At 68.7% G+C, this 24292-nt stretch carries 23 protein-coding genes; all 23 read right to left on the bottom strand.

Annotation, left to right across the window (positions count from 1 at the left end; genetic code table 11):
* Window positions 1-4 precede the first annotated feature (4 nt).
* Window positions 5-3025 carry an amino acid adenylation domain-containing protein gene (locus AB0D12_RS29695; RefSeq protein ID WP_362689322.1) on the bottom strand — a complete coding sequence of 1007 codons (3021 nt, stop codon included), beginning with the start codon at window positions 3023-3025 and terminating at the stop codon, window positions 5-7.
* A gap of 1 nt (window position 3026) precedes the next feature.
* The gene (locus AB0D12_RS29700; protein ID WP_362689325.1) at window positions 3027-4595 is read right to left on the bottom strand and encodes a fatty acid--CoA ligase family protein; all 1569 of its coding nucleotides are present in this window, start codon (window positions 4593-4595) and stop codon (window positions 3027-3029) included.
* Window positions 4596-4629: 34 nt separating this feature from the next.
* Window positions 4630-5337 carry an SDR family oxidoreductase gene (locus AB0D12_RS29705; protein WP_362689328.1) on the bottom strand — a complete coding sequence of 236 codons (708 nt, stop codon included), beginning with the start codon at window positions 5335-5337 and terminating at the stop codon, window positions 4630-4632.
* Between the two features lie 125 nt (window positions 5338-5462).
* The gene (locus AB0D12_RS29710; RefSeq protein WP_362689331.1) at window positions 5463-6140 is read right to left on the bottom strand and encodes a 4'-phosphopantetheinyl transferase superfamily protein; all 678 of its coding nucleotides are present in this window, start codon (window positions 6138-6140) and stop codon (window positions 5463-5465) included.
* Entirely contained in the window at window positions 6137-6988 is an 852-nt protein-coding gene (locus AB0D12_RS29715) for a metallophosphoesterase (RefSeq protein ID WP_362689475.1), read from the bottom strand. The genes AB0D12_RS29710 and AB0D12_RS29715 overlap by 4 nt, the downstream gene beginning before the upstream one ends.
* 221 nt (window positions 6989-7209) lie before the next feature.
* Window positions 7210-8532 (bottom strand): aldehyde dehydrogenase family protein, encoded by a 1323-nt coding sequence (locus AB0D12_RS29720; protein WP_362689334.1) that lies wholly within the window; start codon window positions 8530-8532, stop codon window positions 7210-7212.
* A 16-nt stretch (window positions 8533-8548) separates the two neighbouring features.
* Window positions 8549-9919 carry a carotenoid oxygenase family protein gene (locus AB0D12_RS29725; RefSeq protein WP_362689337.1) on the bottom strand — a complete coding sequence of 457 codons (1371 nt, stop codon included), beginning with the start codon at window positions 9917-9919 and terminating at the stop codon, window positions 8549-8551.
* The gene (locus AB0D12_RS29730) at window positions 9916-10689 is read right to left on the bottom strand and encodes an alpha/beta fold hydrolase (protein WP_362689340.1); all 774 of its coding nucleotides are present in this window, start codon (window positions 10687-10689) and stop codon (window positions 9916-9918) included. Before AB0D12_RS29730 ends, AB0D12_RS29725 begins: the two co-directional genes overlap by 4 nt.
* Window positions 10690-10731: 42 nt before the next feature.
* Entirely contained in the window at window positions 10732-10947 is a 216-nt protein-coding gene (locus tag AB0D12_RS29735) for an acyl-CoA carboxylase subunit epsilon (protein WP_362689343.1), read from the bottom strand.
* An 11-nt stretch (window positions 10948-10958) separates the two neighbouring features.
* Window positions 10959-12548: an acyl-CoA carboxylase subunit beta gene (locus AB0D12_RS29740; RefSeq protein WP_362689346.1), complete on the bottom strand. Its 1590-nt coding sequence runs from the start codon at window positions 12546-12548 to the stop codon at window positions 10959-10961.
* Window positions 12541-13200: a 4'-phosphopantetheinyl transferase superfamily protein gene (locus tag AB0D12_RS29745; protein ID WP_362689349.1), complete on the bottom strand. Its 660-nt coding sequence runs from the start codon at window positions 13198-13200 to the stop codon at window positions 12541-12543. The genes AB0D12_RS29740 and AB0D12_RS29745 overlap by 8 nt, the downstream gene beginning before the upstream one ends.
* A gap of 58 nt (window positions 13201-13258) precedes the next feature.
* On the bottom strand, window positions 13259-13831 hold the full coding sequence (locus AB0D12_RS29750; RefSeq protein ID WP_362689352.1) for an NAD(P)H-dependent oxidoreductase: 573 nt from the start codon (window positions 13829-13831) through the stop codon (window positions 13259-13261).
* A gap of 122 nt (window positions 13832-13953) precedes the next feature.
* Window positions 13954-14718 (bottom strand): SDR family oxidoreductase, encoded by a 765-nt coding sequence (locus AB0D12_RS29755; RefSeq protein ID WP_362689355.1) that lies wholly within the window; start codon window positions 14716-14718, stop codon window positions 13954-13956.
* 73 nt (window positions 14719-14791) lie between these two features.
* The gene (locus AB0D12_RS29760) at window positions 14792-16282 is read right to left on the bottom strand and encodes an FAD-dependent monooxygenase (RefSeq protein ID WP_362689358.1); all 1491 of its coding nucleotides are present in this window, start codon (window positions 16280-16282) and stop codon (window positions 14792-14794) included.
* 5 nt (window positions 16283-16287) lie between these two features.
* Window positions 16288-17235, bottom strand: a complete 948-nt coding sequence (locus AB0D12_RS29765) for an aromatase/cyclase (protein ID WP_362689361.1) — start codon at window positions 17233-17235, stop codon at window positions 16288-16290.
* Between the two features lie 26 nt (window positions 17236-17261).
* Window positions 17262-18047 carry a 3-oxoacyl-ACP reductase FabG gene (gene fabG, locus AB0D12_RS29770; protein WP_362689364.1) on the bottom strand — a complete coding sequence of 262 codons (786 nt, stop codon included), beginning with the start codon at window positions 18045-18047 and terminating at the stop codon, window positions 17262-17264.
* A gap of 17 nt (window positions 18048-18064) precedes the next feature.
* A complete protein-coding gene (locus tag AB0D12_RS29775) occupies window positions 18065-18334 on the bottom strand; it encodes an acyl carrier protein (protein ID WP_362689367.1) in 270 nt (89 codons plus the stop codon).
* 51 nt (window positions 18335-18385) lie between these two features.
* Entirely contained in the window at window positions 18386-19600 is a 1215-nt protein-coding gene (locus tag AB0D12_RS29780; protein ID WP_362689370.1) for a ketosynthase chain-length factor, read from the bottom strand.
* Window positions 19597-20865: a beta-ketoacyl-[acyl-carrier-protein] synthase family protein gene (locus AB0D12_RS29785; RefSeq protein ID WP_362689373.1), complete on the bottom strand. Its 1269-nt coding sequence runs from the start codon at window positions 20863-20865 to the stop codon at window positions 19597-19599. Before AB0D12_RS29785 ends, AB0D12_RS29780 begins: the two co-directional genes overlap by 4 nt.
* Complete coding sequence (locus AB0D12_RS29790) at window positions 20862-21188, bottom strand: TcmI family type II polyketide cyclase (protein WP_362689376.1); 327 nt, start codon at window positions 21186-21188, stop codon at window positions 20862-20864. The genes AB0D12_RS29785 and AB0D12_RS29790 overlap by 4 nt, the downstream gene beginning before the upstream one ends.
* Before the next feature lie 50 nt (window positions 21189-21238).
* Entirely contained in the window at window positions 21239-22714 is a 1476-nt protein-coding gene (locus tag AB0D12_RS29795) for an FAD-dependent monooxygenase (protein WP_362689379.1), read from the bottom strand.
* Between the two features lie 259 nt (window positions 22715-22973).
* On the bottom strand, window positions 22974-23810 hold the full coding sequence (locus tag AB0D12_RS29800) for an NAD(P)H-binding protein (RefSeq protein ID WP_362689382.1): 837 nt from the start codon (window positions 23808-23810) through the stop codon (window positions 22974-22976).
* 12 nt (window positions 23811-23822) lie between these two features.
* Window positions 23823-24287: a hypothetical protein gene (locus AB0D12_RS29805; RefSeq protein ID WP_362689385.1), complete on the bottom strand. Its 465-nt coding sequence runs from the start codon at window positions 24285-24287 to the stop codon at window positions 23823-23825.
* Between the last annotated feature and the right edge of the window lie 5 nt (window positions 24288-24292).

A 24292-nucleotide genomic window follows, 5' to 3' on the forward strand; every position in this document is an offset into this window, starting at 1 on the left:
CGTCTTACCTTCCATTTCCGTCCGTCAGAGCTGCCGCGCGTGCCGGTGCTCGGTCGACACTGCCCGCTACTGCGGCAAGCGCTTCGACAGTCGGGTTCATGACGAGATCCTTCGGCGAGATTGCCAGACCGGCCTTCCGCGCCTTCTGGATCACGGCTATGGCCACCATGCTGTTGCCGCCGAGCTCAAAGAAGTTCCTGTCGGCATCCACCGGGGGCACGCCGAGCACTTCGCCGAAGATCTCGCTCAGTGCCTTCTCCTGCGGGGAGACGGGAGCCCGCCCGGTCGACTCGGGCTCGATCGTCGGCGCCGGCAGTGCCCGACGGTCGAGCTTGCCGCTAGGCGTCAGCGGAAGTGAGTCGATCAGGACGTAAGCGCCCGGAACCATGTAGTCGGGTAGGAAACGTCCGGCGTGCCGGCGAAGCTCCGCCGTGGCCGGTGTGGCACCGGAGGGGATCAGATAGGTCACGATCTGCCGTGCGCCGGCCCGGTCCTCACGGATCACTGCGACAGCCCGGTCGACTGCGGGGTGCGCGGCAAGGGCGGCCTCCACCTCCCCGAGTTCGATCCGGAACCCACGCAGTTTCACCTGCTCGTCGGCGCGGCCGAGGAAGTCGAGGGCCCCGTCCGGCCGCCAGGACACCACGTCACCCGTCCGGTACATGCGGGAGCCGTCAGCGGCGAACGGGTTGGCGACAAACCGCTCGGCGGTCAGTGCCGGACGCCCGAGGTAGCCGCGTGCGAGTCCGGCACCGGCAACGTACAGTTCGCCGGGCACTCCCGCAGGCACCGGGCGTAGTGCCTGGTCGAGTACGTAGCACGCCGCGCCAGCGATGGGCCCGCCGATCGGCGGCGTTGCCGCGGCCGACAGCGGCTCGCTCATCGTGGCACAGACGGTCGCCTCGGTCGGGCCATAGGCATTGATCACTCGACGGCCGGTCGCCCAGCGCCCGATGAGGTCGGCGGAGGCGGCTTCGCCGGCGAGCACGAGGGACCGCAGATCCGGCAGTGCCTCGGGGGACACGCTCGCCGCAGCCACCGGCGGAAGGACCGCGTGGGTGATTCGCCGGCTGATGAGGACGTCGGACAAGGTGTCGCCGGCCAGAATGGCGGCAGGCGGAATGACCAGGGTGGCCCCGGCGTCGATGGTCGCGAGAAGTTCCGTCAGGAAGGCGTCGAAGCTCGGAGACGCGAACTGCAGAATCCTGCTCTCCTGATCGACGTCCATCCGCTCGACCTTGGCTGCCGCGAGGTTGGCGAGACCGGCGTGGGTGACCGCGACGCCCTTCGGCTTCCCGGTGGATCCGGAGGTGTAGATGACGTAGGCGAGTCCTGCGGTCGACAGCGGGCCCCTGCCGTCGCAATCCCCGAGGTTCTCATCGGACAGCCGGTCCGTCTCGGCGACGACGGCCGCATCGTCCAGCACGATGTGCTGAGGCTCCTGCGGCAGCCCGGCCGCCGCCGCCCGGTTGGTGCACAGGAGCACGGGGCCGGCATCGGCCACCATGTAGGCGACGCGATCAGCGGGGTAGCCGGGGTCGATCGGCAGGAAGCCTGCGCCCGTCTTGGCCACCGCGAGTATCGCGACCACCATCTCGATCGAGCGGGGAAGGGCCAGGGCCACCAGCTGTTCCGGTCCGGCACCTCGGGCGGCCAGCAGCCGCGCCAGCCTATTGGCGCGACGGTTCAGCTCGTCGTACGAGAGGGTCTCACTGCTGGAGACCAGCACGGTGTTGCCCGGGCTGCGCTCGACCCTGCGCTCCACCAGGTCCGCCAGGGTGACGGCAGGCACGATCTGATCGGTGCTGTCCGAGTCGAGCAGGATCCTGTGGCGCTCGTCGCCGTCGAGCATACGCACCCGACCGACGGGCTGCGCCGGCTCCTCGGCGATCGCGTCGAAGATCCGGCACAGCACGTCCAGCACCCGCTCGGCTTCGGCGCGGGCGAACAGGTCCGGCCGGAAGTCCAGCACCAGCCGCAGCCCGTCATCGATGCGACGTACGACCAGGGCGAGTGCGGCGCCGAAGTCCTCGTGCTGCTCCACCGAGACGATGCGCAGCTCAGGGAGGGCGCCGAGGTACCGGGCCGGATCGGGATCCGCGTCCTCAAGCACCGCGACCGTGTCGAAGAGCCTCTGCCGGCCGGCGAGGGCATCGATCTCCGCCGCGCGGAGGGGCGCGTGTTCGGCGATCCGCGCCTGCTCCCGCTCCAACCGGGACAGCACCTCCACGAGCGGCTCGGCCGCACTCCACCGCACCGGCACCGGCAGGATGTCGGAGAAACCACCCACCATCGACTCGATGCCGGGGAACCTCGGCGGGTCCGCGTGGATGCCGCCGAAGACGACCTCTCGACGGTTGGTCAACCAGCCCAGCAGCAGTCCCCACGCACCCTGGACCACCGTGGCGAGCGACAGCTGATGGTCACGCGCCTGGGTGAGTACTCGGGCTCCGACCTCGGCCGGGAGTTCGCAGACGACTCGCTCCAAAGGCATCGGCTTCCCGGCGGGGACCACCGGCGCCACCAGGGTGGGTTCGTCCGCTTCAGCGAGCCTCTTGCGCCAGGTGTGTTCGGCAGCGGCACGGTCCCGCTCGGCCAGCCATGCGTCATAGTCGTCAGTGGACGTCGGCACGGGCAGGTCGGCCACCTCGAGGGGCTTGACGTACCAGTCGAGGAGTTCACCGAGGAGCATGCGATGGGATCGGGCATCGAGCATCGCGCGATCACTGGTCAAGCGGAGCCGATGGGTGGTGGCTCCCAGCCGCACCAACGTCAGGCGGAGTGGGACTCCGGCGGCTGCTCCCTGCTCCTCCTCCGACTCGAGCCGGTCCAGCTCGGCTCGGCGCCGTTCCTCGTCGAACTCGCTCAGGTCGACAGCACGCCAGGACAGACCTGCGGCAGACCCGGGGTGACGCTTCGCCAGGACAACGGCGGCGGCGGCGAGCGCTGCTGCATCGACAGAGCCCTCGATATCGACCAACGACACCACACTGCCGGGCAACATGACCATGTTGTTCTCCGTCATCTCAGGACTCCTCTTCGCCGTGGGTGGCCGCGAGACGCGCCAGGGCATCCGCACGGAGCCGCAACTTGTCCGGTTTTCCGAGGCCGATGAGCGGCAGGCTCCTCCGCAGCTCGATGTCGGTCGGAGCGTGATTGGCGCTGAGAAGGCTCTCGACGTGCTTCCGGAGTTCGTCGGGAGCAACCTCCGTGCCCTCCCGCAGGACGACCGTGGCGCAGATGCACTCAAGGCGGTCTGCGTTCTCCACCCCGAACACCGCCGCCTCCGCGACAGCGGGGTGCTCCAGCAGTGCACGCTCGACCGAGGCGGGATAGATCTTGATTCCGTTCGCCTTGATCACATCCGCGATCCGGCCGTACAGGTGGAGGTAGCCCGCGTCGTCGAGATGCCCGATGTCCCCCGTGTGGATCCATCCGTCTCGCACGGTGCGCGCGGTCTCATCGGGATCGTTCCAGTAATGTTCCATCGACCAGGGCGAGTTGACGCATACCTCGCCGGACTCGCCGGGCGGCAGCACCCGGTCGTCCTGCGGATCTCGGATGGTCACCTGCAGCCATTCGAGCGGACGCCCCACCGTCGCGCGCAGGGCGTCATCTCCGTGCTCGTGCGGCAGGAGCCAGCTGATCATGTTGGTCTCGATCGTGCCGTAGACCTGCATGAGCACCGGCCCGAAGACCTTCGCGGCCACCGCCAGTCGCTCGGGCGAGGCGGGCAGGCCGGTGTAGAAGAAGTCGCGCACACTCGACAGATCGGCCTGCGCCGTGTCCGGGTGGTCGGCCAGCGCGTACAGCTGCGGAGCGGACAGCACCAGTCGGTTGACCTGGTGCAGGGCCACCGTCCGCAGGACCTCTGCCGCGTCGAAGCCGGGCAGCAGCACGACCGTGCCGCCGGGAACCATCACATCGTCGGCGGCAAAGCCGCTGGAGTGGGTCAGGGGTGCGGTGATCAGGCTGGTCGCCTTCTGCGCCCGGAGGGCGGACGCCGTGACCATCTCGTTCTTCACCCTGAACGACCAGCTCGCTCCCTTGGGCCGGCCGGTCGAGCCGCTGGAGTAGGTGACCACGGCGATGTCACCGCTGCGCGCCATGTCCGGCCGGAAGGCATCCGCAGGCAGGGCCGTCAGGTCAACGACGTCGCTACCCAGATCGCCGAACCCGGCGAGCAGGGGGCGGTCCGCCATCGTGCCGCAAATGGCCTGCGCGCGGCCGAGATTGGCTTCGTCCACGGTGATCATCGCGGGCGCTGCCTCGGCTACGATGCCGCCCTGCGAGTCCATCGAGAGCTGGTCGGCAGGATTGACCGCGTTGACACCGGCAAGGTGGACCACGGTGGCGCCGAGCAGATTCGCCGCGTAGCGCGACACCAAGGTCGCAGGGGTGTTGGGATCGGTCAGAATGCCGACCACGCTTCCCACCCCGACACCGTGCGCGCCCATCACCGCGGCCGCCGACGTGACCGAGTCGGCCAGGTCGCCGGCCGTCGTGGGCACGTCGCGGTGGACAAGCGGTACGCCGGAGGGGTTGGCTCGGAAGGCGTTCAGGATCTGACGGACATAATGCTCGTTGCCTTGCAAAACACATTCTCCAATCCAGCTGACGGGGCGAGGTTCAGACCATTTCCTCGTCGCCCACATGGACGACCTGACCGGTCACCGATGACGCCCCATCGCTGACCAGGAACGGCACTGCCGCAACGATCTGCGCCGCGTACCGCGGCCCGGCCGCATCGGCGATTCGTGGGCCGGCACCGGCCCGGATGTCCGCAGCGGGAGGTGCGGGCGCGATGGCGTTCACCGTGATCCCGAACGCCCGCAGCTCCAGCGCGATCGTCCTGGTGAACCCTTCGAGGCCGGCCCGCACGGTCGAGTGGTCGTGCGGCCCGCTCGCCACAGAAGCGGGCAAGTCCGCGATGTTGATGATGCGCCCCCAGCCCTGCCTGATCATCGGATCGATCACCGACCGGCTGGCGACGAAGAGTCCTCGAAGGGGGCGGCCGGCCACCGCGCGCCAGTCATCATCGGAAATCCGGCTCAGCGAATCGCGGACGGTGACGGCGACATTGTTCACCAGGACATTCGGATCACCCAGTTCGGCGCACACCCGGCCGAGGGCGGCATCGACCGAAAAGGAATCAGCGATATCAGTCTCGACGGCCAGCGCCTGTCGTCCGGTCTCACGTATTCGATTGACGGTCTCCGCACTGGCAGTGCTATCCCGACAGAATGTCGCAACGTCCCAGCCAAGCTCCGCCAATTGCATAGCGACGGCAGCACTCGAAACCCGGTTTCCGCCGGCAACAATCGCGACAGGAGCCATGTGCCGATCCTCCTTGAATTTACCGCCGTCTATTATGCGACGACTTTAAAAAAGGTTCGGCGCACCCTGCAAGAAGCCTCTTCGAATATCGAGGAAATCTCAAGCGCCCAGTGACTAAGCTTTCGCTAAATCTCTGCTGTGCTACCGGTGGCCACGGTGATCGCCGTGAGGACGAGCCCGTTCCGGACCAGCCAGCGCCCGTCGAACCCCGGCAGTCGAGCCCCGGCGATGACGGGGCCGGGGACCAGCAGCCGGGCCCGGAATGTTCCGGCATCCGGATCGATGGTGATCGAGGCTTCCTCGAAATCCAGCCACCGGTTGGTGAGCGGGAACCATGCCTTGTACACGCTCTCCTTGGCGCTGAACAGCAGCCGGTCCCAGCAGATCTCCGGCCTCCGGGCCGCAAGGTCGGACAGTCGGGTCCGCTCCTCGGGAAGCGCGATGACGTCCAGTTCCCCGCCGGGCAGCGGCTGGTGGGGCTCGGCGTCGAGGCCGATTGTCAGCAGGTCGGCGGCGCGCGCGACGGCGGCGGCCCGGTAGCCCGCGCAGTGGGTCATTGAGCCGACGACGCCGTCGGGCCAGGCCGGCGCGCCTTGTGGTCCGGGGAGGATCGGCACGGGAGCGATTTCGAGCCCGGAGAGAGCTGTGCGGGCACACGCCCGCACCGTGCCGAACTCCCTTCGCCGGCTGTCCACCGCCCGCGCGATCAGGGCCTGCTCCTCGGCGAAGAGCATGGGCGGATCTACCGGGTCGGTGAAGGCCTGGACAGCCACGACCGGCGGCGCCAGCAGCTGCTCGATCATCCGCCCCTCCGCACCGCCGCCGCCTCAGGAAGGATCCGGACCAGTCGGCCCGGCGCCGTGGAGCGGGGCTGCCACTCACGGGGGTACCCGAGTGAGACCTCGCGGTGCGGCACCCCGTCCTCATGGATGAGTGAAGGGATGTGCAAATGCCCGTAGACGACCGCCGCCGCACGGAATCTGCGGTGCCAGTCCGCGGTGGCCTCGGTGCCGCACCAGAGTGCGAACTCCGGATGGCGGAGCACCCTGGTGGGCCGACGCACCAGGGGGAAGTGGTTGACCAATACAGTCGGCAGTGCCTTGTCCACAGCGGCCAGCCGCGCCTCGGTGATCTCGACGCGCGCACGGCACCAGGCGGTCCGGCTCGGATACGGGTCGGGGTGCAGCATGAACTCGTCGGTGCAGATCACCCCGGCGTTCTCGGCGAGGGCGAGCGCCTCCTGCGCGTCGCGGGCGCCGACAGGCCAGAAGCTGTAGTCGTAGAGGACGAAGAGCGGTGCGATCACGGCTGAACCGCCCATGCCCTCCCAGAGCAGGTACGGATCCTCAGGAGTGACGACGCCGAGCCTTCGGCACAGCTCCACGAGGTAGCGGTAGCGGGCCTCACCGCGCAGCTGCACCGGGTCGTCGGGTGGGGTCCACAGCTCGTGGTTGCCCGGAACCCAGACCACCTTCTCGAAACGGTCGGCCAGCAGCGACAGCGCCCATTCGATATCCGCGACGGTGTCACCGACATCCCCGGCGACCAACAGCCAGTCGTGATCCGACTCGGGGCGCAGCGTCTCGACGACTCTCCTGTTGTCCTCGTAGCGGACATGCAGATCGCTGATCGCCACCAGGCTGCCCTGCATTCTCACCGGCCCTGCCCCCTTCGAACGCTTCGCCGGACATGCAATTCATCACGGGAGCAGCGAATATTGGCGGGCAGTACCGATTCCCGCAGGCGGACCAGCGAGGTCAGTTCACCGACGCAGTCCGCTTCGACGCACTCACCGATATTGCATGACTTCGATCGTATGGATCGGTAACGCGGCGAACAAGCAGCTCAGTTCTAGCAGCCCGCTAAGTCGACTTAGCGTTCCGGCACATCGAGCACGGTCTTGCGATGGCTGAAGGCGGCCAGGGAGTGCGCGCCCCGGTAGCTGCCCATCCCGCTCTGCCCCACCCCGCCGAACGGCAGTCCGGGGTCCAGGACCTGCGCCATCGGCAGGCCGAGCACGAGACTGCCCGAGGCCGTCTCCTCGGCCAGCCGGCGCCGGATCTCCGTAGACCCCGTAAAGCCGTACACCGCAAGCGGCTTGTCCCGCTCGTTGATGAAGGTGATCGCCTCGTCCACCCCGGACACCTCGACGATCGGCAGGACCGGACCGAAGATCTCCTCCTGCATCACCGGCGAATCGGCCGGCACCTCGGCCAGCACCGTCGGCGCGATGAACCGGCTCTCCCGGTCGTGGCCGCCACCGACGACGATCCGGCCGGAGTCGAGAAGACGGACGATGCGGTCGAAGTGCCGCAGATTGATGATCCGTCCGTACCCCCGCGAGGCTTCCGGCGCGGTTCCGAACAGCTTCTCGAGCGACCGAGCAAGCTCAACCTCCAGCGCCCGCGCCGTCTCAGGGTCGGTCAGCACATAGTCGGGAGCGACGCAGGTCTGGCCCGCGTTGGCGAACTTGGCCCGAGCCAACCGTGCCGCCGTGGCTGCGAGACTCGTCCCACGGTCGACGAACACCGGGGACTTGCCGCCCAGTTCCAGCGTGACCGGAGTCAGATGCTCGGCTGCGGCACGCATGACGATCCGTCCGACCACGCCGTTCCCGGTGTAGAAGACGTGGTCGAAGCGTTGGGCCAGCAGGGCAGTGGCCTCCGCGACTCCCCCCTCCACCACGGCGACCGCATCGGTGTCCAGGTACCGCGGAATCAACCGGGCCAGGAGCGCCGAGCAAGCGGGCGCCACCTCGCTGGGCTTGGCCACCACCGCGTTGCCGGCGGCCAGCGCCCCCGCGATCGGGACGAGCAGCAGCTGCACCGGATAGTTCCACGGTGCCATCACCAGCACCACTCCCAGCGGGTCGTACTGGAGGTGAGCCGTCGAGCCGGGAGGGCACCCGGTCACGGCCACCGGCACCGGCCGCAGCCACTCCGCCAGGTTCACCAGGATGTGGTCGATCTCGCGGATCGTGAACCCGATCTCAGCCGCGTACGCCTCGGTCCGGCTCTTGCGCAGGTCGGTGTGGAGGGCCGCGGCGAAATCCTCGACATGGTCGCGCAACAGGGAACGTAGCCGCGTGAGTTGCTCGGTCCGCCACTCCAGTGAACGGTAGCGGCCGGTGCGACAGGCGGCGCAGAGACGAGCGACGATTTCCTCGGACTGCTCCGGAGCAGATGTGGGTGGCAAGGGACCTTCCGTTCGGTCAGGCCGGGTCAGCGATCCAGCTCCCGTGGAATCCGAGCGGCACTCGGGCGGGCAGATGCACGATGGCCAGGGGCTCACCCGTGAAGTCCTGTGCGGACAGGATCACGAGATCACTAGCGCCGCGGTCGGGGTCGTGGACATAGGCGAGCAGGTAGCCCTCGTCCTCCGCACCTGCGGACGCGCCGGGGACGAAGACCGGCTCACCGGTGTAGTGGCCGCGGCCCAAGGAACGGACCGCGGTGGTTTTGGCGGAGAAGTCATGCTTGAGCAGCGCATCCCCGTACGCCTGATCAGGCAGGCCCTCCAAGTCGTTGTCGGGACCGAAGTAGGAGTGCATGTCGGGGACCACGGCCGCGTAGCCAAAGCGGTGAGGTGCCGAGACCACAGCCGGGTTGACGCCGGGGAACTCCTGGGCGCGGTCGTCCAGGCGGGTCTCGGTGACCTTGCCGCTCACCGTGTCGATGACCCAGCGATCGAGTGTGGGCAGGGAGTTGCCGTCCAACCGGAGGCCCGTGTACATGCGGGGGTAGCGAATGACGTCGACAATCACACGGTCGCCGTCGTCATAGGCGTTCAGGGTGTGGAAGACCCAGCACGGGGCGATCTCGAACCAGCGCACCTCGGTCCCGTGCCTCGGCAGGAGCCCGATCCTGGCTCCGCGGCTCTCCCGCCAGTCGTACACCAGGGGTTCACCGGACGCCGCGGCGACCAGGCTGTTGACCACCGGCAGGTCATAGAGGACGACGTACCTGCCGGTGAGCGCGAAGTCGTGCATCACCGGGCGGTGCGGCGCGGGGATGTTCACGATCCGTGTGACCATGCCGGCGGGAGAGAGCACCGAGTACTGCACGAACTCCGCACGCGTCGCATAGGCGACGGCATGGAGTTCGCCAGTCTGCGGGTCGAGCTTGGGATGGGCCGAATAGCCCGCCGGGAGCGTGCCGCGGAAGTCGCACGGGCCAACGGTGTCAAGGTCCTCGGTCAGTTCGTACGGCCGGAAGCCGTTCTCGACCAGGGTGAGGATCCGCCCGGCGTGCCCGATCACATGCGTGTTGGGGGCGAAGTCCGATCCCGCGAAGCGCGAGCCTCGGCGCACCTTCTCCCCGAAGCCCCTTGCCACGGCGGCGGATCGGACCCACCTGTTCCGGTACCACTCGGCCCGGCCGTCCCTCAGCCGCACCCCGTGAACCATGCCTTCCCCGAGGAACAGGTTGAGGCGCGGATCGTCCAGGCGCAGCGGATTCGGACCGATGCGCAGGTAGCGACCTTGCAATTCATCGGGAATCCGTCCGGTCACTGGCAGATCGAAAGCGGTGACCTCCTCGCTCACCGGAGTAAAAGCTCCCTGGTAGGGGGCCTTGATGCTCACCGGACAACTCCTCTCGTCGTATCCCCGGCCAGGGCGCAGAACTCCAGCGTGTCGGCAATATCTGCCAGGAGTGAACGCCCGTTGGACGGGAGGAAGGGGAAGAAGTGGCCGCCGGCCAGGGTCCTGGAGCGAAATCGACCGGTGGTGAAGTCGCGCCACCCCGGCAGCGTGGACGCGGGAACCAGCGGGTCATCGGCACCGGCGTAGGCAGTCAGCGGCAGGCCGAGCCGGATACCGCCCAGCCCGAGAAGGGCGCTACGGGCCAGCACCAGGTCGTGGGCCAGCACATACTTTGCCCGGGAGTGACCGCTGCCGGCGTCCAGGGCCCGTAGCGGCAGCCGGTGCCGGGTGAACATCAGCTCCAGCCCTTCCGGTGTATCCAGAGGAGCCGCGAAGTCGAGCGCGTCGGGACCCGGGATCCCGGCCGTCAGGACGAGGGCGTCGCACGAGCCAGGGCGGTGTGCCGCGACAGTCACGGCAAGCAGCGAGCCCATGCTGTGACCCCAGTAGAGGGTGGGGAGCGGCGGAAGAGCCGCCAGTTCGCCGCTGATCCCCTCGACCGCGGCGCAGAGCAGGCCGGTCGGCGACTCACCGGCACGGCGCTCACGCCCGGGAAGGGTGACCCCGGTCAGCTCGACATCGCCCGGCAGTCCGGACAGCAGACGTGCGTAGGTCTGGGGCCCCGCACCGGCGTGGGGGAAGACCACAAGCCTGAAACGGCTGTGCGTCGCAGGACGCAGTTGCCCGGTCCAGACGGACGGTGAATACATGGTAGGCGGTCCTCACGGGCAAGGGGCGGGCGGGCTGCGCGGCTAGGAAGCTGTCTGCCAACTGCGGGGACTTTGAAAGCTGTTGACACGTTCCAGACGACGCCAGCGGGCCGTGTCGCGGTGGCCGCCACCGTCCGCCGCCCGGTCGGGGCCAGCGTTGCGGATCCGGGCGAGGAGGACTGCGGTGATCACGGCAAGCTCTTCGGGTCCGGGCTGTCCTCTCTCCACTCGGATGGCGTTGAGCATGACGTCGGCCATCAAGGCCCTCCCTACATCGGTGGGTTGCCGTGCTTGCGGCTGGGCAGGTCGGCGTGCTTGGTGCGGAGCATGGCCAGGGCCGCGGCGAGGACGGGGCGGGTGTCGGCGGGGTCGATGACGTCGTCGACCAGGCCGCGTTCGGCCGCGTAGTACGGGTGCATCAGCTCGGTCTTGTACTCCTTGATCTTCTGCGCGCGCATCGCCTCGGGATCCTCGGCGCCGTTGATGTCGCGGCGGAAGATGACGTTGGCCGCGCCCTCGGCGCCCATCACGGCGATCTCGTTGGTGGGCCAGGCGAAGGAGAGGTCCGCGCCGATGGAGCGGGAGTCCATGACGATGTAGGCGCCGCCGTAGGCCTTGCGCAGGATCAGCTGGATGCGCGGCACGGTGGCGTTGCAGTACGCGTAGAGCAGTTTGGCGCCGTGGCGGATGATGCCGCCGTGTTCCTGGTCGACGCCGGGCAGGAAGCCGGGCACGTCGAGCATGGTGACCAGCGGGATGTTGAACGCGTCGCACATCTGCACGAAGCGGGCGGCCTTCTCACTGGCGTTGATGTCCAGGACGCCGGCCAGGGACTGCGGCTGGTTGGCGATCAGGCCCACCACGTGGCCGTCGATGCGGGCCAGGGCGACGATGACGTTGGTGGCCCAGCGCTCGTGGATCTCCAGGAACTCGCCGTGGTCGACGATCTCCTCGATGACCTTGCGCATGTCGTAGGGGCGGTTGCCGTCGGCGGGGACCAGGTCCAGCAGGACCTCCCCGCGCCGCTCCACCGGGTCGTCACCGGGGGTGGCGGGGGGCATCTCGCGGTTGTTCTGCGGCAGCATCGACAGCAGGAAACGGACCTCCTCGATGCAGGACTGCTCGTCGTCGTAGGCGAAGTGCGACACCCCGGAGACCGCGGAGTGCACGTCCGCGCCGCCCAGCCCGTTCTGGCTGATCTTCTCGCCGGTCACCGCCTGCACCACGTCGGGGCCGGTGATGAACATCTGCGAGGTCTCACGGACCATGAACACGAAGTCGGTGAGCGCCGGGCTGTACGCCGCGCCGCCCGCGCACGGGCCGAGCATCACGGAGATCTGCGGGATCACCCCGGAGGCGCGGGTGTTGCGCTGGAAGATGCCGCCGTAGCCGGCCAGCGCGGTGACGCCCTCCTGGATCCGGGCCCCGGCGCCGTCGTTCAGGGAGACCAGCGGCGCACCCGCCGCGACCGCCATGTCCATGATCTTGTGGATCTTCTGCGCGTGCGCCTCACCCAGCGCACCCCCGAAGATCCGGAAGTCGTGCGCGTACGTGAACACGGTCCGCCCGTGCACCGTGCCCCACCCGACGATCACACCATCGGTGTGCGGCTTCTTCCCCTCCAGCCCGAACCCCATGGCCCGGTGCCGGCGAAGCGGCTCCACCTCGTGGAACGAACCCGCGTCCAGCAACAGCTCGATACGCTCACGCGCCGTCAACTTCCCCTTGGCGTGCTGCGCCTCGGTGGCCTTCTCGCTGGGGCCGCGCAGAACCTGCTCACGCAGCTCACGCAACTCCGCCACCCGATGGAGCGAAGTCCCGGCCGTGGAAATCATGGTGGGGGGTGAGACATCAGTCATGGTCGACACTCCTTGGAAGCCGGCGCAGGGTGACAGGCAGCGAGGCCCTGGTCAGTACAGCCACAGACGCCACGTAACGGTCTTCACACGGCGCGTCCGCCACCGTCCAGCCCGCCGGGCCAGCCGGAGCTGCGGGTCCACCCGCCCCCAGGTAGTCGGCGGCCAGCGAACGTCGCAGACCGACGCCGATCCCTTTCAGGTAGGCCTCCTTGCGCGTCCACAGCCAGGTGAAGTACCTCGCCTTGGCGGACTGTGGCAGGGCCGCCAACTCGGCCTGCTCCGCCGGGTGGAAGCGCAGGCTGCACAGGTCGACGGTGGACAGCGAAGGTATCCGCTGGACGTCCACCCCGATCGGCACGGGCGCCATACCCAGCAGCGCGAGCCCGGCGCTGTGGGAGAGCGAGAAGTGAATGGGCGGGGGATCACCGGTGAGAGTCGGCCTGCCACCTTGGTTTCGAACGAGGCGCACCTCCTGCGGGGTGCTGCCGAGGTGTGCCGCAAGCAGGCGGCGCAGTGCCAGATGCGCCGAGACGTAGAGCGCGCGGTCCGCGGGCCGCCGGAAGGAGTCGGCCCGACGCCTCTCGTTCTCGTCGAGCGCGGCAAGCCCGTCGCGGTCCGAGAGGTATTCGGGCCGCACCAGCCAGAGGTCCACTCTCTCCATCGATGCGCAAGCCGGTGGCGGGCAAGGCATGGTCGGCACTGTCATCGGATCAGTACCGATACGGGTGTTCCTGCCGAGCCTGCTGCAACGCATCGCCCCACCAGACGAGTTGATCGAGCATGACCTTGGCGGCGGCGGTGCAGCCGGCCGGCTCCTGAGGCTCGCCGGCATCGTCGAACAGGTCGGCGGCGTTGTGGAAGCTGACGGTGTCCCGGATCGTCGTGGCATGCAACTCGGCGAAGACAGGTCGAAGCTGCTCCACTGCCCGCAGGCCCCCGGCCAACCCCCCGTAGGAGACGAATCCCACCGGCTTGGCCCGCCACTGGACGTAGTGCCAGTCAATGAGGGACTTCAGGGGTGCCGGAAAACTGTGGTTGTACTCAGGCGTGACGATCACGAAGGCATCGGCCGCCTCCAGCCGCTCTCCGAGTGCCTGCACCTGCGCAGGCGGCTGCGGCGACAGCGCCACTGGAATGTCCAGGCCGGCCGGATCGACGACGTCGACGTCGAACGCGTCGACCTGGAGGGCCTGCCGCGCGAACCAGGACGCGATCGTCGGACACAGGCGCCCCTCACGAGTGCTTCCGAGGACAACGGCAAGGCGGAGACGTGCTGGTGACATGGCTCTCCCATCACGAGGCGAGGAGGGACAAAGACGCGCGGCCGCGGTGAGTGCGTCCGCACGGGATGTACGGGCCGACCTCGTCCGGTCTGCCCGTACATGCCGGGGGTCCGTCCGGCTTGTCAGCCGCCGAGCAGCGTGCCGCCGCTGGCGTCGATGAACGTGCCGGTGATCCAGCGCGCGTCGTCGGAGGCGAGGAAAGCCACGACGTCGCCGACGTCCTCGGGCTCGGCGATCCGCTTGAAGGCGTTCATGTTGGCCATGAACTCGCGGGCCTCCGGAATCTCGAAGACCGGGCTGCCGTTGTTGGTGATGCCGGGCGAGACGGTGTTGACCGTGATGTTCCGCGGGCCCAGAAGCCGGGCGAGGTGCAGGCTGATCTGGTCGAGCGCGCCCTTGCTCATGGCGTAGGCGACCTCGTCCGGATTGGCGTAACGCAGCAGACCGGTGCCGATGTTGATGATGCGTCCGCCATCCGGCATGACCGTCAGAATGCGCTGGGTCAGGAAGAGCGGCGCCTTGGCGTTGACCGCGATCAGGCGGTCGAAGATCTCGGGAGTGAGGTCCTCGGGCTTGACCCCGCCCATCACACCGGCGTTGTTCACCAGGATGTCCAGCTCCTCCTTCCCGGTGAACTCGCGCAGTCCTGCCGTCAGGCCCTGGAAGAGGGTGTCGACATCGCCGGGCACACCCAGTTCCGCCTGGACCGGGAAAGCCCGTCCCCCTTCCGCCTCGATGGCGGAAAGCGTCTCCTTGGCCGCGTCGGCGTTGCTCGCATAGTGCACGGCGACGGTCGCCCCGTCACGGGCGAGCCGCATCGCCGTCGCACGGCCGATGCCGCGGCTCGAACCCGTCACCAGGGCGGTCTTGCCAGCAAGTCGCTTCACAGGAGTTCTCCTCATCGAATGAGGCCGGCGACCTCGTGCGCAGCGCACGGGAGCCCGGCCGGAAAGGGGGATGTCACCGTCGAGTGGACTGGGGGAGGCCGAACCAGCGGGTCATCGCGTCCCGCAGTCGCTGCTCGCCGCCGTCGGCCCACACCACGTGCCCGTCGGGGCGGACCAGGACGGCGCGGGCCGCCACCGCGGTGTCACTCGGTAGCGGTTCCGCCGCCACCACGCACACCCGGTCGGCCCAGCCCTGCGCGACGGTCCGCAGGGCTGCGTGGCCGGACGACTCGGGCGCCAGGTCGAGCAGAAGTCCCCGCCCGGAGCGCAGCAGCGCGCCGGTGGTGGATGCACCTGCCTCGGTGATCAGTTCGGAGTGCGGCAGCCGTGCTCCCAGGAGCGGGTGATCGGCATCCTCCATGGGATACCGGATCCCGACCCCGCTGATTCCCGCGCCCAAGCGGTCGCGCACCGCTTCGAGCCCGAGCAGACCCCTCATGACGGAGCGGATCGCCTCCACTTCGGGCCCGCCGAGCAGTAGCGTGGCCTGGGCGGCTATGTCGGACAGCACCTGGGAGCCGACCAGGCGCCGTTCCTCGTGGTAGCTGTCGAGGAGGCCCGGAGGTGCCCAGCCGCGAATCGTCGCCGCCAGCTTCCAGCCCAGGTTGACCGCGTCCTGCAGGCCGAGGTTGAGGGCCTGACCGCCAACGGGCATCTGCTCGTGGGCGGCGTCACCGGCCAGCAGCACACGGCCGCGACGGTACTGCGTCACCTGACGGCTGGCGTCACCGAATGAGTTGATCCACACGGGCTTGCCCCGGCTGATGTCCTCACCGGTGATGCGCGCCCAGGTACCGGCCACTTCGTCGAAGTCCGGCTCCGCGCGGCGAGACACCGCGGGCCGGCCGAACTCGTGCACCATCACGCGCGTGACGCCGTCCGGGCGGCGCGCCGCGATGGCGAGCCCCCTCGGCAGCCGCTGGAACCTCCTGTTGGGCACGTCAATGCCCGCCACATCGGCTCGGAGCAGTTCCCGGCCGGCGGCGGTCCCGACGAACTCGAACCCGGCCAGCCTCCTGAGAGTGCTCTTCTCTCCGTCGCATCCGACCACGTACTGAGCCCGCAGCCGGGTCTGCGAGCCGGCCTGGTGGCGCAGGACGGCGGTTACGGCGTCACCGTCCTCGTCAAGACCGGTCAGCTCCCAGCCGCGGCGCACCTCGGCCCCCAGGCCTGCGGCCCACACGCCAAGGATCTCCTCCATCCGGGTCTGCGGGACCTTCCACAGCCCGGCGTACCGGCTCGGCTGCCCGCCGAGGGGGAGCGGGATGCCGCCGAAGTGCCCTGTGTCGTCGCGGGCCACCTCACCCAACTCCGGCATCAGGCCTCGTTGGTCGACGATCTCCATGGTGCGGGCGTGCAGGGTGGACGCCCGGGATTCCGTGGTCGGCGCGAGCAGCCGCTCGGCCACGATCACCTGAGCCCCGCCGAGCCGCAGCTCACCGGCGAGCATCAGTCCGACCGGCCCGGCCCCGACGACCACGACGTCTGTCTGCGACTCGGACATGACGGTCAGACCCGACGCTCGGCGTAGTCCTTGGCGTAACCAAGGGTGGCCCGGCTGTTGGCGCTCAGCGCACCCTGCACGTACTGCCGGGCGTCCGCGACGCCGGCCTTGTCACCGAGGATCGCGGGGATGTTCTCGGTATTGATGACCACCGTGTGCTGGGAGGTCGCGATGACGCCCTCGCCATCCTCCTCCAGCAGCCAGTAGCCGGTGTGCAGGGTCATCAACGCGGGGACGACGGTCTGCTTGTAGACAATCCGCTGGTGGGGGAAGCAGACGCGCACCGAGGTGGTGGTGTGTGTGGAGCCATCCTTGGACCGCGTCTCCATCGTCAGCAGCTGCAGCCCGGGGGTGTCCTCGGTCAGCTCGACCTTGGCCACGTGAGGCAACCGCTCGGTCCAGCGGTTCGCCTGGTCCAGGAAGTCGTAGACATCCTTGGCCGATCCGTCGATCCGCACCGAGTCCTGGAAGGACAGCAGCAGGTCTTCCGAAGCCCCGACCACCAGCTCGGCATTGACCTTCAGCGCGGCCAGCTCGGAGCGGCTGTTGCGGTCCACCGCCTGGTCGATCCAGGCGAGGCCCTCCGCTTCGTCGTCCACAGCCCGGTAATCGTGCAGCAGTCGGACCCGGCAGGTGCGGTCGGACACCGGCTCGATGATCCACGCCCCGCCCATGGCGGCCACCGGCGGGGCGGAGACCTCCTGGCGGAAGTCGATGCGCAGCTCCTCCGGATGGAGCTGCCTGCAGGACGTCCAGCTCTTGGCCTCGCCATTGGCCGTGGCCCAGATCCGGATCCGCTCGGTGTGCTCACCTCGCTCGACGTGATCCACATGGATGGTCGGGTGGAAGAGCCGCGGCCAGTTCTCGACCTCCGCCAGCAGGCGGTAGATGTCGGATGCCGGCGCGTCCACCTCGATGGTGTGTTCCACCCGGCTGATTTCTCGGTCGGACATGGTGCCTCCTTGCGCTCGGGTGCTGCTCAGTAGTTGCCAAGCCCTCCGCAGACATTGAGTGCCTGCGCAGTGATCGAGGCAGCGGTGTCCGAAGCCAGATAGCCCACCAGCCCGGCCACCTCCTCGGGGGTCGAGTAACGACCGAGCGGGATCTTGGCGTGGAACTTTTCGAGGACGGCTGCCTCGGAAATCTCGAGCGCGGTCGCGTACGCCTGTCGGACACGCTCCGCCATGGGGGTCTCGACATAGCCGGGGCAGACCGCGTTGACGGTGATGCCGGTCGGCCCCAGCTCATTGCCGAGCGCCTTCGTGAAGCCGACAACGCCGTGCTTGGACGCCGAGTACGCCGCCCCCAGGACGACGCCCTGCTTGCCTGCGGTGGAGGCGATGTTGATGATTCGTCCGCTCGCCTTCTCGCGCATGCCGCCGGCGGTGAGCACCTCGCGCGTGACCAGGAACACACTGTTGAGGTTGGTGTTGATCACGTCGGCCCACAGGTCGTCGGTCAGCTCCGCGGTCACCCCGCCGCCGCTGCGACCGGCATTGTTGACCAGTACGTCCACCGGGCCGAAGCGTGCGACGGCGGCAGCCACGAAGGCCTTGACCTCCTCGGTCGACCGCACGTCGCAGCTGGTCCCGTCGACGTCCAGGCCCTCCGCGAGCAGTTCCTCGACGGTGGTCTTCACGTTCTCCGCGCTGCGTGCGCAGAGGAACACCCGGTGTCCCTGGGCCGCGAGGGTCCGCACCACGGCGAGACCGATTCCACTGGTGGCACCGGTGACCAGGGCCACCCGCTGCTCTTGCTGAGGCATGTCTTCTCCTGTGTCGATCAGCCGGCGTGAACAGTCACGAGGTGGCCGTGGACGAGCCCGAGCAGGGCACGCGGCGTCCGGGCCTCGGCCAGCGCGTCGTCGTCCAGCGTGACTCCGTACTCGCGCTCGATCCGGCCGCACGTCTCCAGCAGCGCGAGTGATTCATAGCCCAGCTCCTCGAACGCGGTGTCGAGGATGTCCGCGTCGAGGTCGACCCCCTCTTCGGTCCCCGCGCCCTCGCGGAGGATGCGCCTCAGGTCGTCGATGGTGAACTCGGTGCTCGGCATGTCCTTGTGTCCTTCCTGAATGTCATTGGGTACGTGATGAGGTCCGGGCCTTCAGTGCGCGTCCGTTACCACCAGCGCCGAGTTGAAGCCGCCGAACCCGCGCGCCACGACCAGGGCCGAGCGCAGCGGTGTCACCCGCTCCTCCCCGGTGACCAGGTCGAGGTCGTAGTCGGCGCGGGGCGAGACGTTGATGGTCGACGGGATCACACCGTCCCGGATGGCCAGCAGCGCGGCTGCCACGTCCAACGGGCCGGCCCCAGAGTTCAGGCGCCCGGTCATCGACTTCGGCGCGGTGACCGGTACGCCCCGGGGACCGAAGACCTCCGTGAGGGCCCGGGCCTCGATGTGATCGAGTTCGGGCACTGCGGCGGCATCCGCGAAGACCACGTCGATGTCGCCAGGTGTCAGCTCGGCGTCCCGGAGCGCGATCTCGATGGCTCTGCGCAGTCCCGGCTCGCGGCCGCTTCCGGGCTTGGGGTCGAACGTGGTGCCGTAACCGGCGATCCGGCCGTAGACCTGAGCACCGCGTGCGCGGGCCGCCCGTTCGTCCTCCAGGACGAGCAGCGCGCCGCCCTCGCCCGCCACATGGCCACTCGCCCCGGCGTCGAACGGCCGGTAGGCCGTGGCCGGGTCGTCGTCGGTGCTCAACCGCCCACTGGTCAACTGCGCCACCCAGCCCCAGGGGCAGATGGAGGCGTCGACGCCGCCGGAAACGATCACCTGGCTGCCGCGCCGGATCTGGCGGCGTGCCTGCGCGATCGCGTCCAGCCCTCCGGCCTGGTCACTGACCAGAACCCCGCTGGGCCCGCGCAGTCCGTGCCGGATCGAGATCTGACCGGTGTTGACGGCGTAGAACCATGCGAAGGACTGGTATGCGCTGACGTACTGGCTGCCCTTGCTCCACAGCGCCCGCAGCTCGTTCTGGCCGAACTCGAAACCGCCCGCCGAACTCGCGGTGACCACTCCCGCGGCGAACTCCGGGAGATCGTCCGGCCGGATCCCGGCGTCCAGGAGGGCCCAGTCGGCGCTCACCAGGGCGAGCCGGGTCATGTGATCGGTCTGGGGGAGCAGCCGACCGGGCAGGTGGTCGGCTGCGACGAATCCCGGCACCTCGCCCGCCAGGCGGGCGGGATATGTGGTCGGGTCGAATCGGGTCACCTGGCCGATGCCGCTGCGGCCCGCCCGGGTGGCGGCCCAGTAGTCCGCCGCCCCCAGCCCGTTGGGGGCCGCGATGCCGAGTCCGGTGACGACGACGGACGCGGTCATGCCGTATTCCTCTCGGGACGGGTGAGCACCATGGCGCTCTGGAAGCCGCCGAAGCCGCTGCCGACGCTGAGCACTTGGTCGAGTTGCGCTTCCCGGGCGGATATCGGCACGTAGTCGAGATCGCACTCGGGGTCGGGGTTGTGCAGGTTGGCAGTCGGGGGAATCACGTTCTCCGCCATGGCCAGTGCGCAGGCCGCGATCTCGAGGGATCCGATGGCGCCGAGCGAGTGCCCGATCATCGACTTGATCGAACTGACCGGAGCGCGGTAGGCGTGCTCACCGAGGCTGCGCTTGAAAGCCGCGGACTCGTGGCGGTCGTTCTGCTTGGTGCCGGAGCCGTGGGCGTTGATGTAGTCGATGTCCGAGGGGTTCAACCGGGCCTCGTCCAGGGTGGCCCTGATGGCCTCGGCCATCTCCCGTCCGTCGGGACGTAGCCCCGTCATGTGGAAGGCGTTGCACCGGGAGGCGTATCCGCCGATCTCCGCGTAGATGTCTGCCCCACGCCGCTGTGCCCGGCCGAGTTCCTCCAGAACGAGAACCGCAGCACCCTCGCCGAGGACGAAGCCGTTGCGGGTCCGATCGAAGGGCCGGGAAGCCTGCCCGGGTTCGTCGTTGTACGGCGTGGTGGCCTTGATCGCGTCGAAGCAGGCCATCGTGATCGGGGAGATGGGCGCATCCGTCGCGCCGGCGATCATCACGTCGGCACTGTTCTCGCGGATCAGTTCCACGGCGTGGCCGATAGCGTCCAGCCCGGACGTGCAGCCGGTGGAGACCACCGTGCTCGGCCCCTCCGCCCCGGTCGCCCATGCGACCTCGGTGGCAAAGGAGCTGGGGACGAAGTGGCCGTAGAGGTGTGGCACCGCGTACCGGTGGTCGACCAGCTCCAGCCGGCCGCCGTCGCTGACGACCCGGTACTCCTGGTCGAGCCCCGTGGTCGCGCCGACAGCGCTGCCGATGGTGACGCCGGTCCGATGGGGGTCCATAGCGGCCAGATCGAGCCCGCTGCCGGCCACCGCCTCACGCGTGGCGACCACCACGAGCTGCGCGGCCCGGTCCATTCGGCGGATCTCCTGCGGCGTCAGTCCGTGGTCCTCCGGGTGGAAATCGATCTCCGCGGCGACCCGGGAACGGAACGGAGCGGGATCGAAGAAAGTGATCCCCCGGGTGGCGGTCCGACCCTCGCTCAGCAGACTCCAGAAATTCTTGACGCCTATACCGCCCGGTGCCATGACACCGATGCCGGTGATGACGACCCGTCGCCTCACCGCGCGCTCCAGTGGTAGAAGCGCTGTGCCATCGCGTCCGCCGGAGAGCGCCAGGTGTCGGGGTCGTAGGCCTGGATGAAGGGCTTGAGGTCGGCGCTGATCTGTACGAACGACGGATGCGACTTGGCCGCCTCGATCGCCTCACCGCCGGCCTCGGTGTCGAAGTCCTGCAGGTGGAAGTACAGGCCCCGGTACGAGAACAGCTGGCGGCGGCGAGTGCCCATCAGGTGGGGCATGTCAGTGGCGTCGAATTCCGAGAAGAGCCGGGCGACGTCGTTGCCGTCGCCAGGGCTCATCCGAGCCACGATCAGGGTGCTGTGCATAGTGTTGTCTCCTTGGCTGGGCCCCGATGCGTTGTCGGGGCTGAGGCTCGTCAACGCGAACGTGGAGCGCCGAAGGACCGAGCCAGTGCCTCGGCTGGCGGAACAGGTCCGGGGGCGGTCCACGCGACATGGCCATCGGGGCGGACAAGGATCGCGCCGGTCGATGCGAGCGGGTTCCGGTCCGCCGGCCCGTGCACGACCGCCGTGACGACGTCCACCCGGTCCGACCAAGGTTCGGCTGCGGCCCGCAGGGCGGCGTCGTCGGCGAGGTCCAGCAGGACGCCTCGTGCCGGGTGGAGCAGCTCGGTCGTGCTGGTCCTGCCAGACTCGCCGACCAGGTCTACGTGGGGGATCCGAAGGCCCAGCAGCGGGTGATCCCCGGCGCCGAGTGCATACCTGATCGACAGCCCGCTGACCATCCCGGCCAGGTGGAAACTGACGTTGTCGAAAGCGATCAGCTCGCTCATCACGTCCCGCAGCGGCTGCATCTCCGCTCCGCTGAGGAACAGCAGGCCCTGTGCCTGAGTGTTCATCAGCAGTCGGCGACCGACCGGGTGCCGCTCTGCGTGGTAGGTGTCCAGGAGACCCTCGGGGGCTGTTCCGTTCACCGTCGCCGCGAGCTTCCAGCCGAGGTTGACGGCGTCCTGGATGCTGGTGTTCATGCCCTGGCCACCGGCGGGCAGGTGGATATGTGCGGCGTCACCGGCGAGCAGCACGCGTCCGCGACGGTACTGCGTCACCAGCCGGGCAGGGTTCCCGAACGCGCTGAGCCAGACCGGGGTGCCGCCGCTGATGTCCTGGCCGGTCAGCCGCTGCCAGGCCGAGGAGACCTCTTCCCAGGAGGGCGGCTCGACTCGCCGGCGCGGCGGGGTCCCGCGCTCACACACGATGATCCGGTGCAGGCCGTTCCCCAGCGGGCCGGCCATGACCATCCCGCCGGGCACGGTCTCGCCGATCATGCGCGGGGTGATGTCGCAGCCCCGCACGTCCGCCAGGAACATCTCCATGGTGGAGTCGGTACCGGGGAAGTCGAATCCCGCGGCCTTGCGGACGGTGCTCCGCCCGCCGTCGCAGCCCACGAGATAGGCCGCGCGCAGCCGCCGAGGACCATCCGGGGAGCCGACCTCGACCTCGACGTACTCGCCCTCGTCGGCGAAGGAGAGCAGCTCGTGGCCGCGGCGAAGGTCCGCCCCGAGCTCGACCACCCACTTCTCGAGCATGGTCTCGGTGACCGCCTGGGGAACACCCTTGACACCGCCGGAGTGCGCTGGCCCGAGAATGCTGAAGTCCACGGGTAGTCCGCCGAAGTGGCCCAAGTCGGTGATCTCGATGTCCCCCAGCCTGGACAGCAGCCCGCGCTGGTCGAACACCTCCAGGGTACGCGCCGTGAAGCCGAGACCGCGAGACTCTCCGGTGGGTTCCGCCAGGCGTTCGAGAACGACGACCTCGACTCCCGCGAGTCGCAGTTCACCGGCGAGCATGAGCCCCGCGGGGCCGGCGCCTACGACTATGACCTGCGCGTCCATTCCCATTTCCTTCCATCGTTCGAGCAAGCGAGGTCCCCGGGTGGCAGCGGGCATGCGGAATCGCCACGAACCAGAAATTCAGGGACGACATCGCAGGCAGTTGGCCCACACCAGCGGCCGAAATTCGGAACGCCTCTGAAATCACGTCACCGGACGATGATGAACAGCTTCTTCGGGGGCGCGGATAAGTACAAGCGAGAACTCTCTAAGCTTTCGCTAGGTCGACGTCAGTCCGCACTAAATTCGCGCCGGCCTGCCGTCAGCGGAAGTCGGCGGCATGGTCGGCCGCCCAGGTCGCGAACGTCCGCGCGGGGCGGCCGGTCACGGCTTCGACCGTGTCCAGCACCGCGGCCGGCCGACCGTCAGTCATCGCTTGACCGGCCAGAATGGTCTCCGCCACATCGGCCGGGTAGATGCCCTCCATCGCCGCTCGGGCCGCATCCACCGGGATCCTCTCGCACCGCGCCGCGCGGCCCAGCACCTCCCCGATGAGCGTCACCTGATCCTGCTGGGTCAGCGTCTGCGGGCCGGTCAGCGAGTAGGCGGCAGATCGGTGGCCGTCTGTGGTGAGCACCCTGACCACCACATCGGCGATGTCCTCCTCGTGGATCGGGACCGTGTACGAGCCCGGATAGGGGCAGCGCACGACGCCATCAGCCCTGATCTCCGCCGCCCAGGCCAGCGCGTTGGTGGCGAGAGCCTCGGGCCGGATGAACGTCCAGCCGATCCCCGACTCCCGGAGCGGCTCCTCAACACCGAGGTGCATTCGGGCAATCGGGTTCCGGTCCCGGTCCGCCCAGGTCACGGCGATCGACGAGAGCAGCACCACGTGCCGGACACCCGCAACGCGGGCAGCGTCGATGAAGCCGTCGATGCCCTGGGGAACGGTGTACAGGAACACCTTCTCGACGCCCTTGAGCGCGCCCTGGAGCGTCTGCGGCCGGGTCAGTTCGGCGTGCACGACCTCAACGCCGTCGGGCAGTCCGGGCGCCGCCAGGTCACGCGCCGTACCCCTGACCGGGAGGCCGACGGCAACCAGCTTTCGGGCCACCCGGCTCCCGACGTTCCCACGGACTCCAGTCACCAGAATCGTCATACAGCGTCCTCCTCATCCCGCCTGATCGAAGCCCGTGTCGCCGCCGATGTTGCTGAGCATGCGCCGCAGCACCTTGACAACGAAGACGTAGTCCTCCTCGCTGATACCGTCATGGATCCGCGCGCGCACTTCGGGCAGCAGGACCAGTACCCGGTCCCGCAGGGTGGTGCCGGCCTCGGTGAGGCCCAGCCGTCCCGCTTCGTCCACACCGAACTGTTGAGAGCCGAGCAGATCGTCGATGGCTGGCTCCAGCGTGGAGACATCCACGTACGGCCGCTGCTGCGAGATCAGCGTCAGCAGCTCGTCGCGAGTCAACCGCCGGCGGCTCACCCCCAGCTGGTAGATCGCCCACCAATGCGGCTGTGTCAGACCGAGTTCCCTCAGCCTGTCGTTGATGTACTGGACAACCGCCGTCCGGACGGCCCCGGTCCAGTAGCCGACGGGCTGCACGGCAAGCTGGGCATCGGTGAACTCCATGGCCC

The sequence above is a fragment of the Streptomyces sp. NPDC048479 genome, assembly GCF_040651435.1.
Taxonomy (GTDB): Bacteria; Actinomycetota; Actinomycetes; order Streptomycetales; family Streptomycetaceae; genus Streptomyces.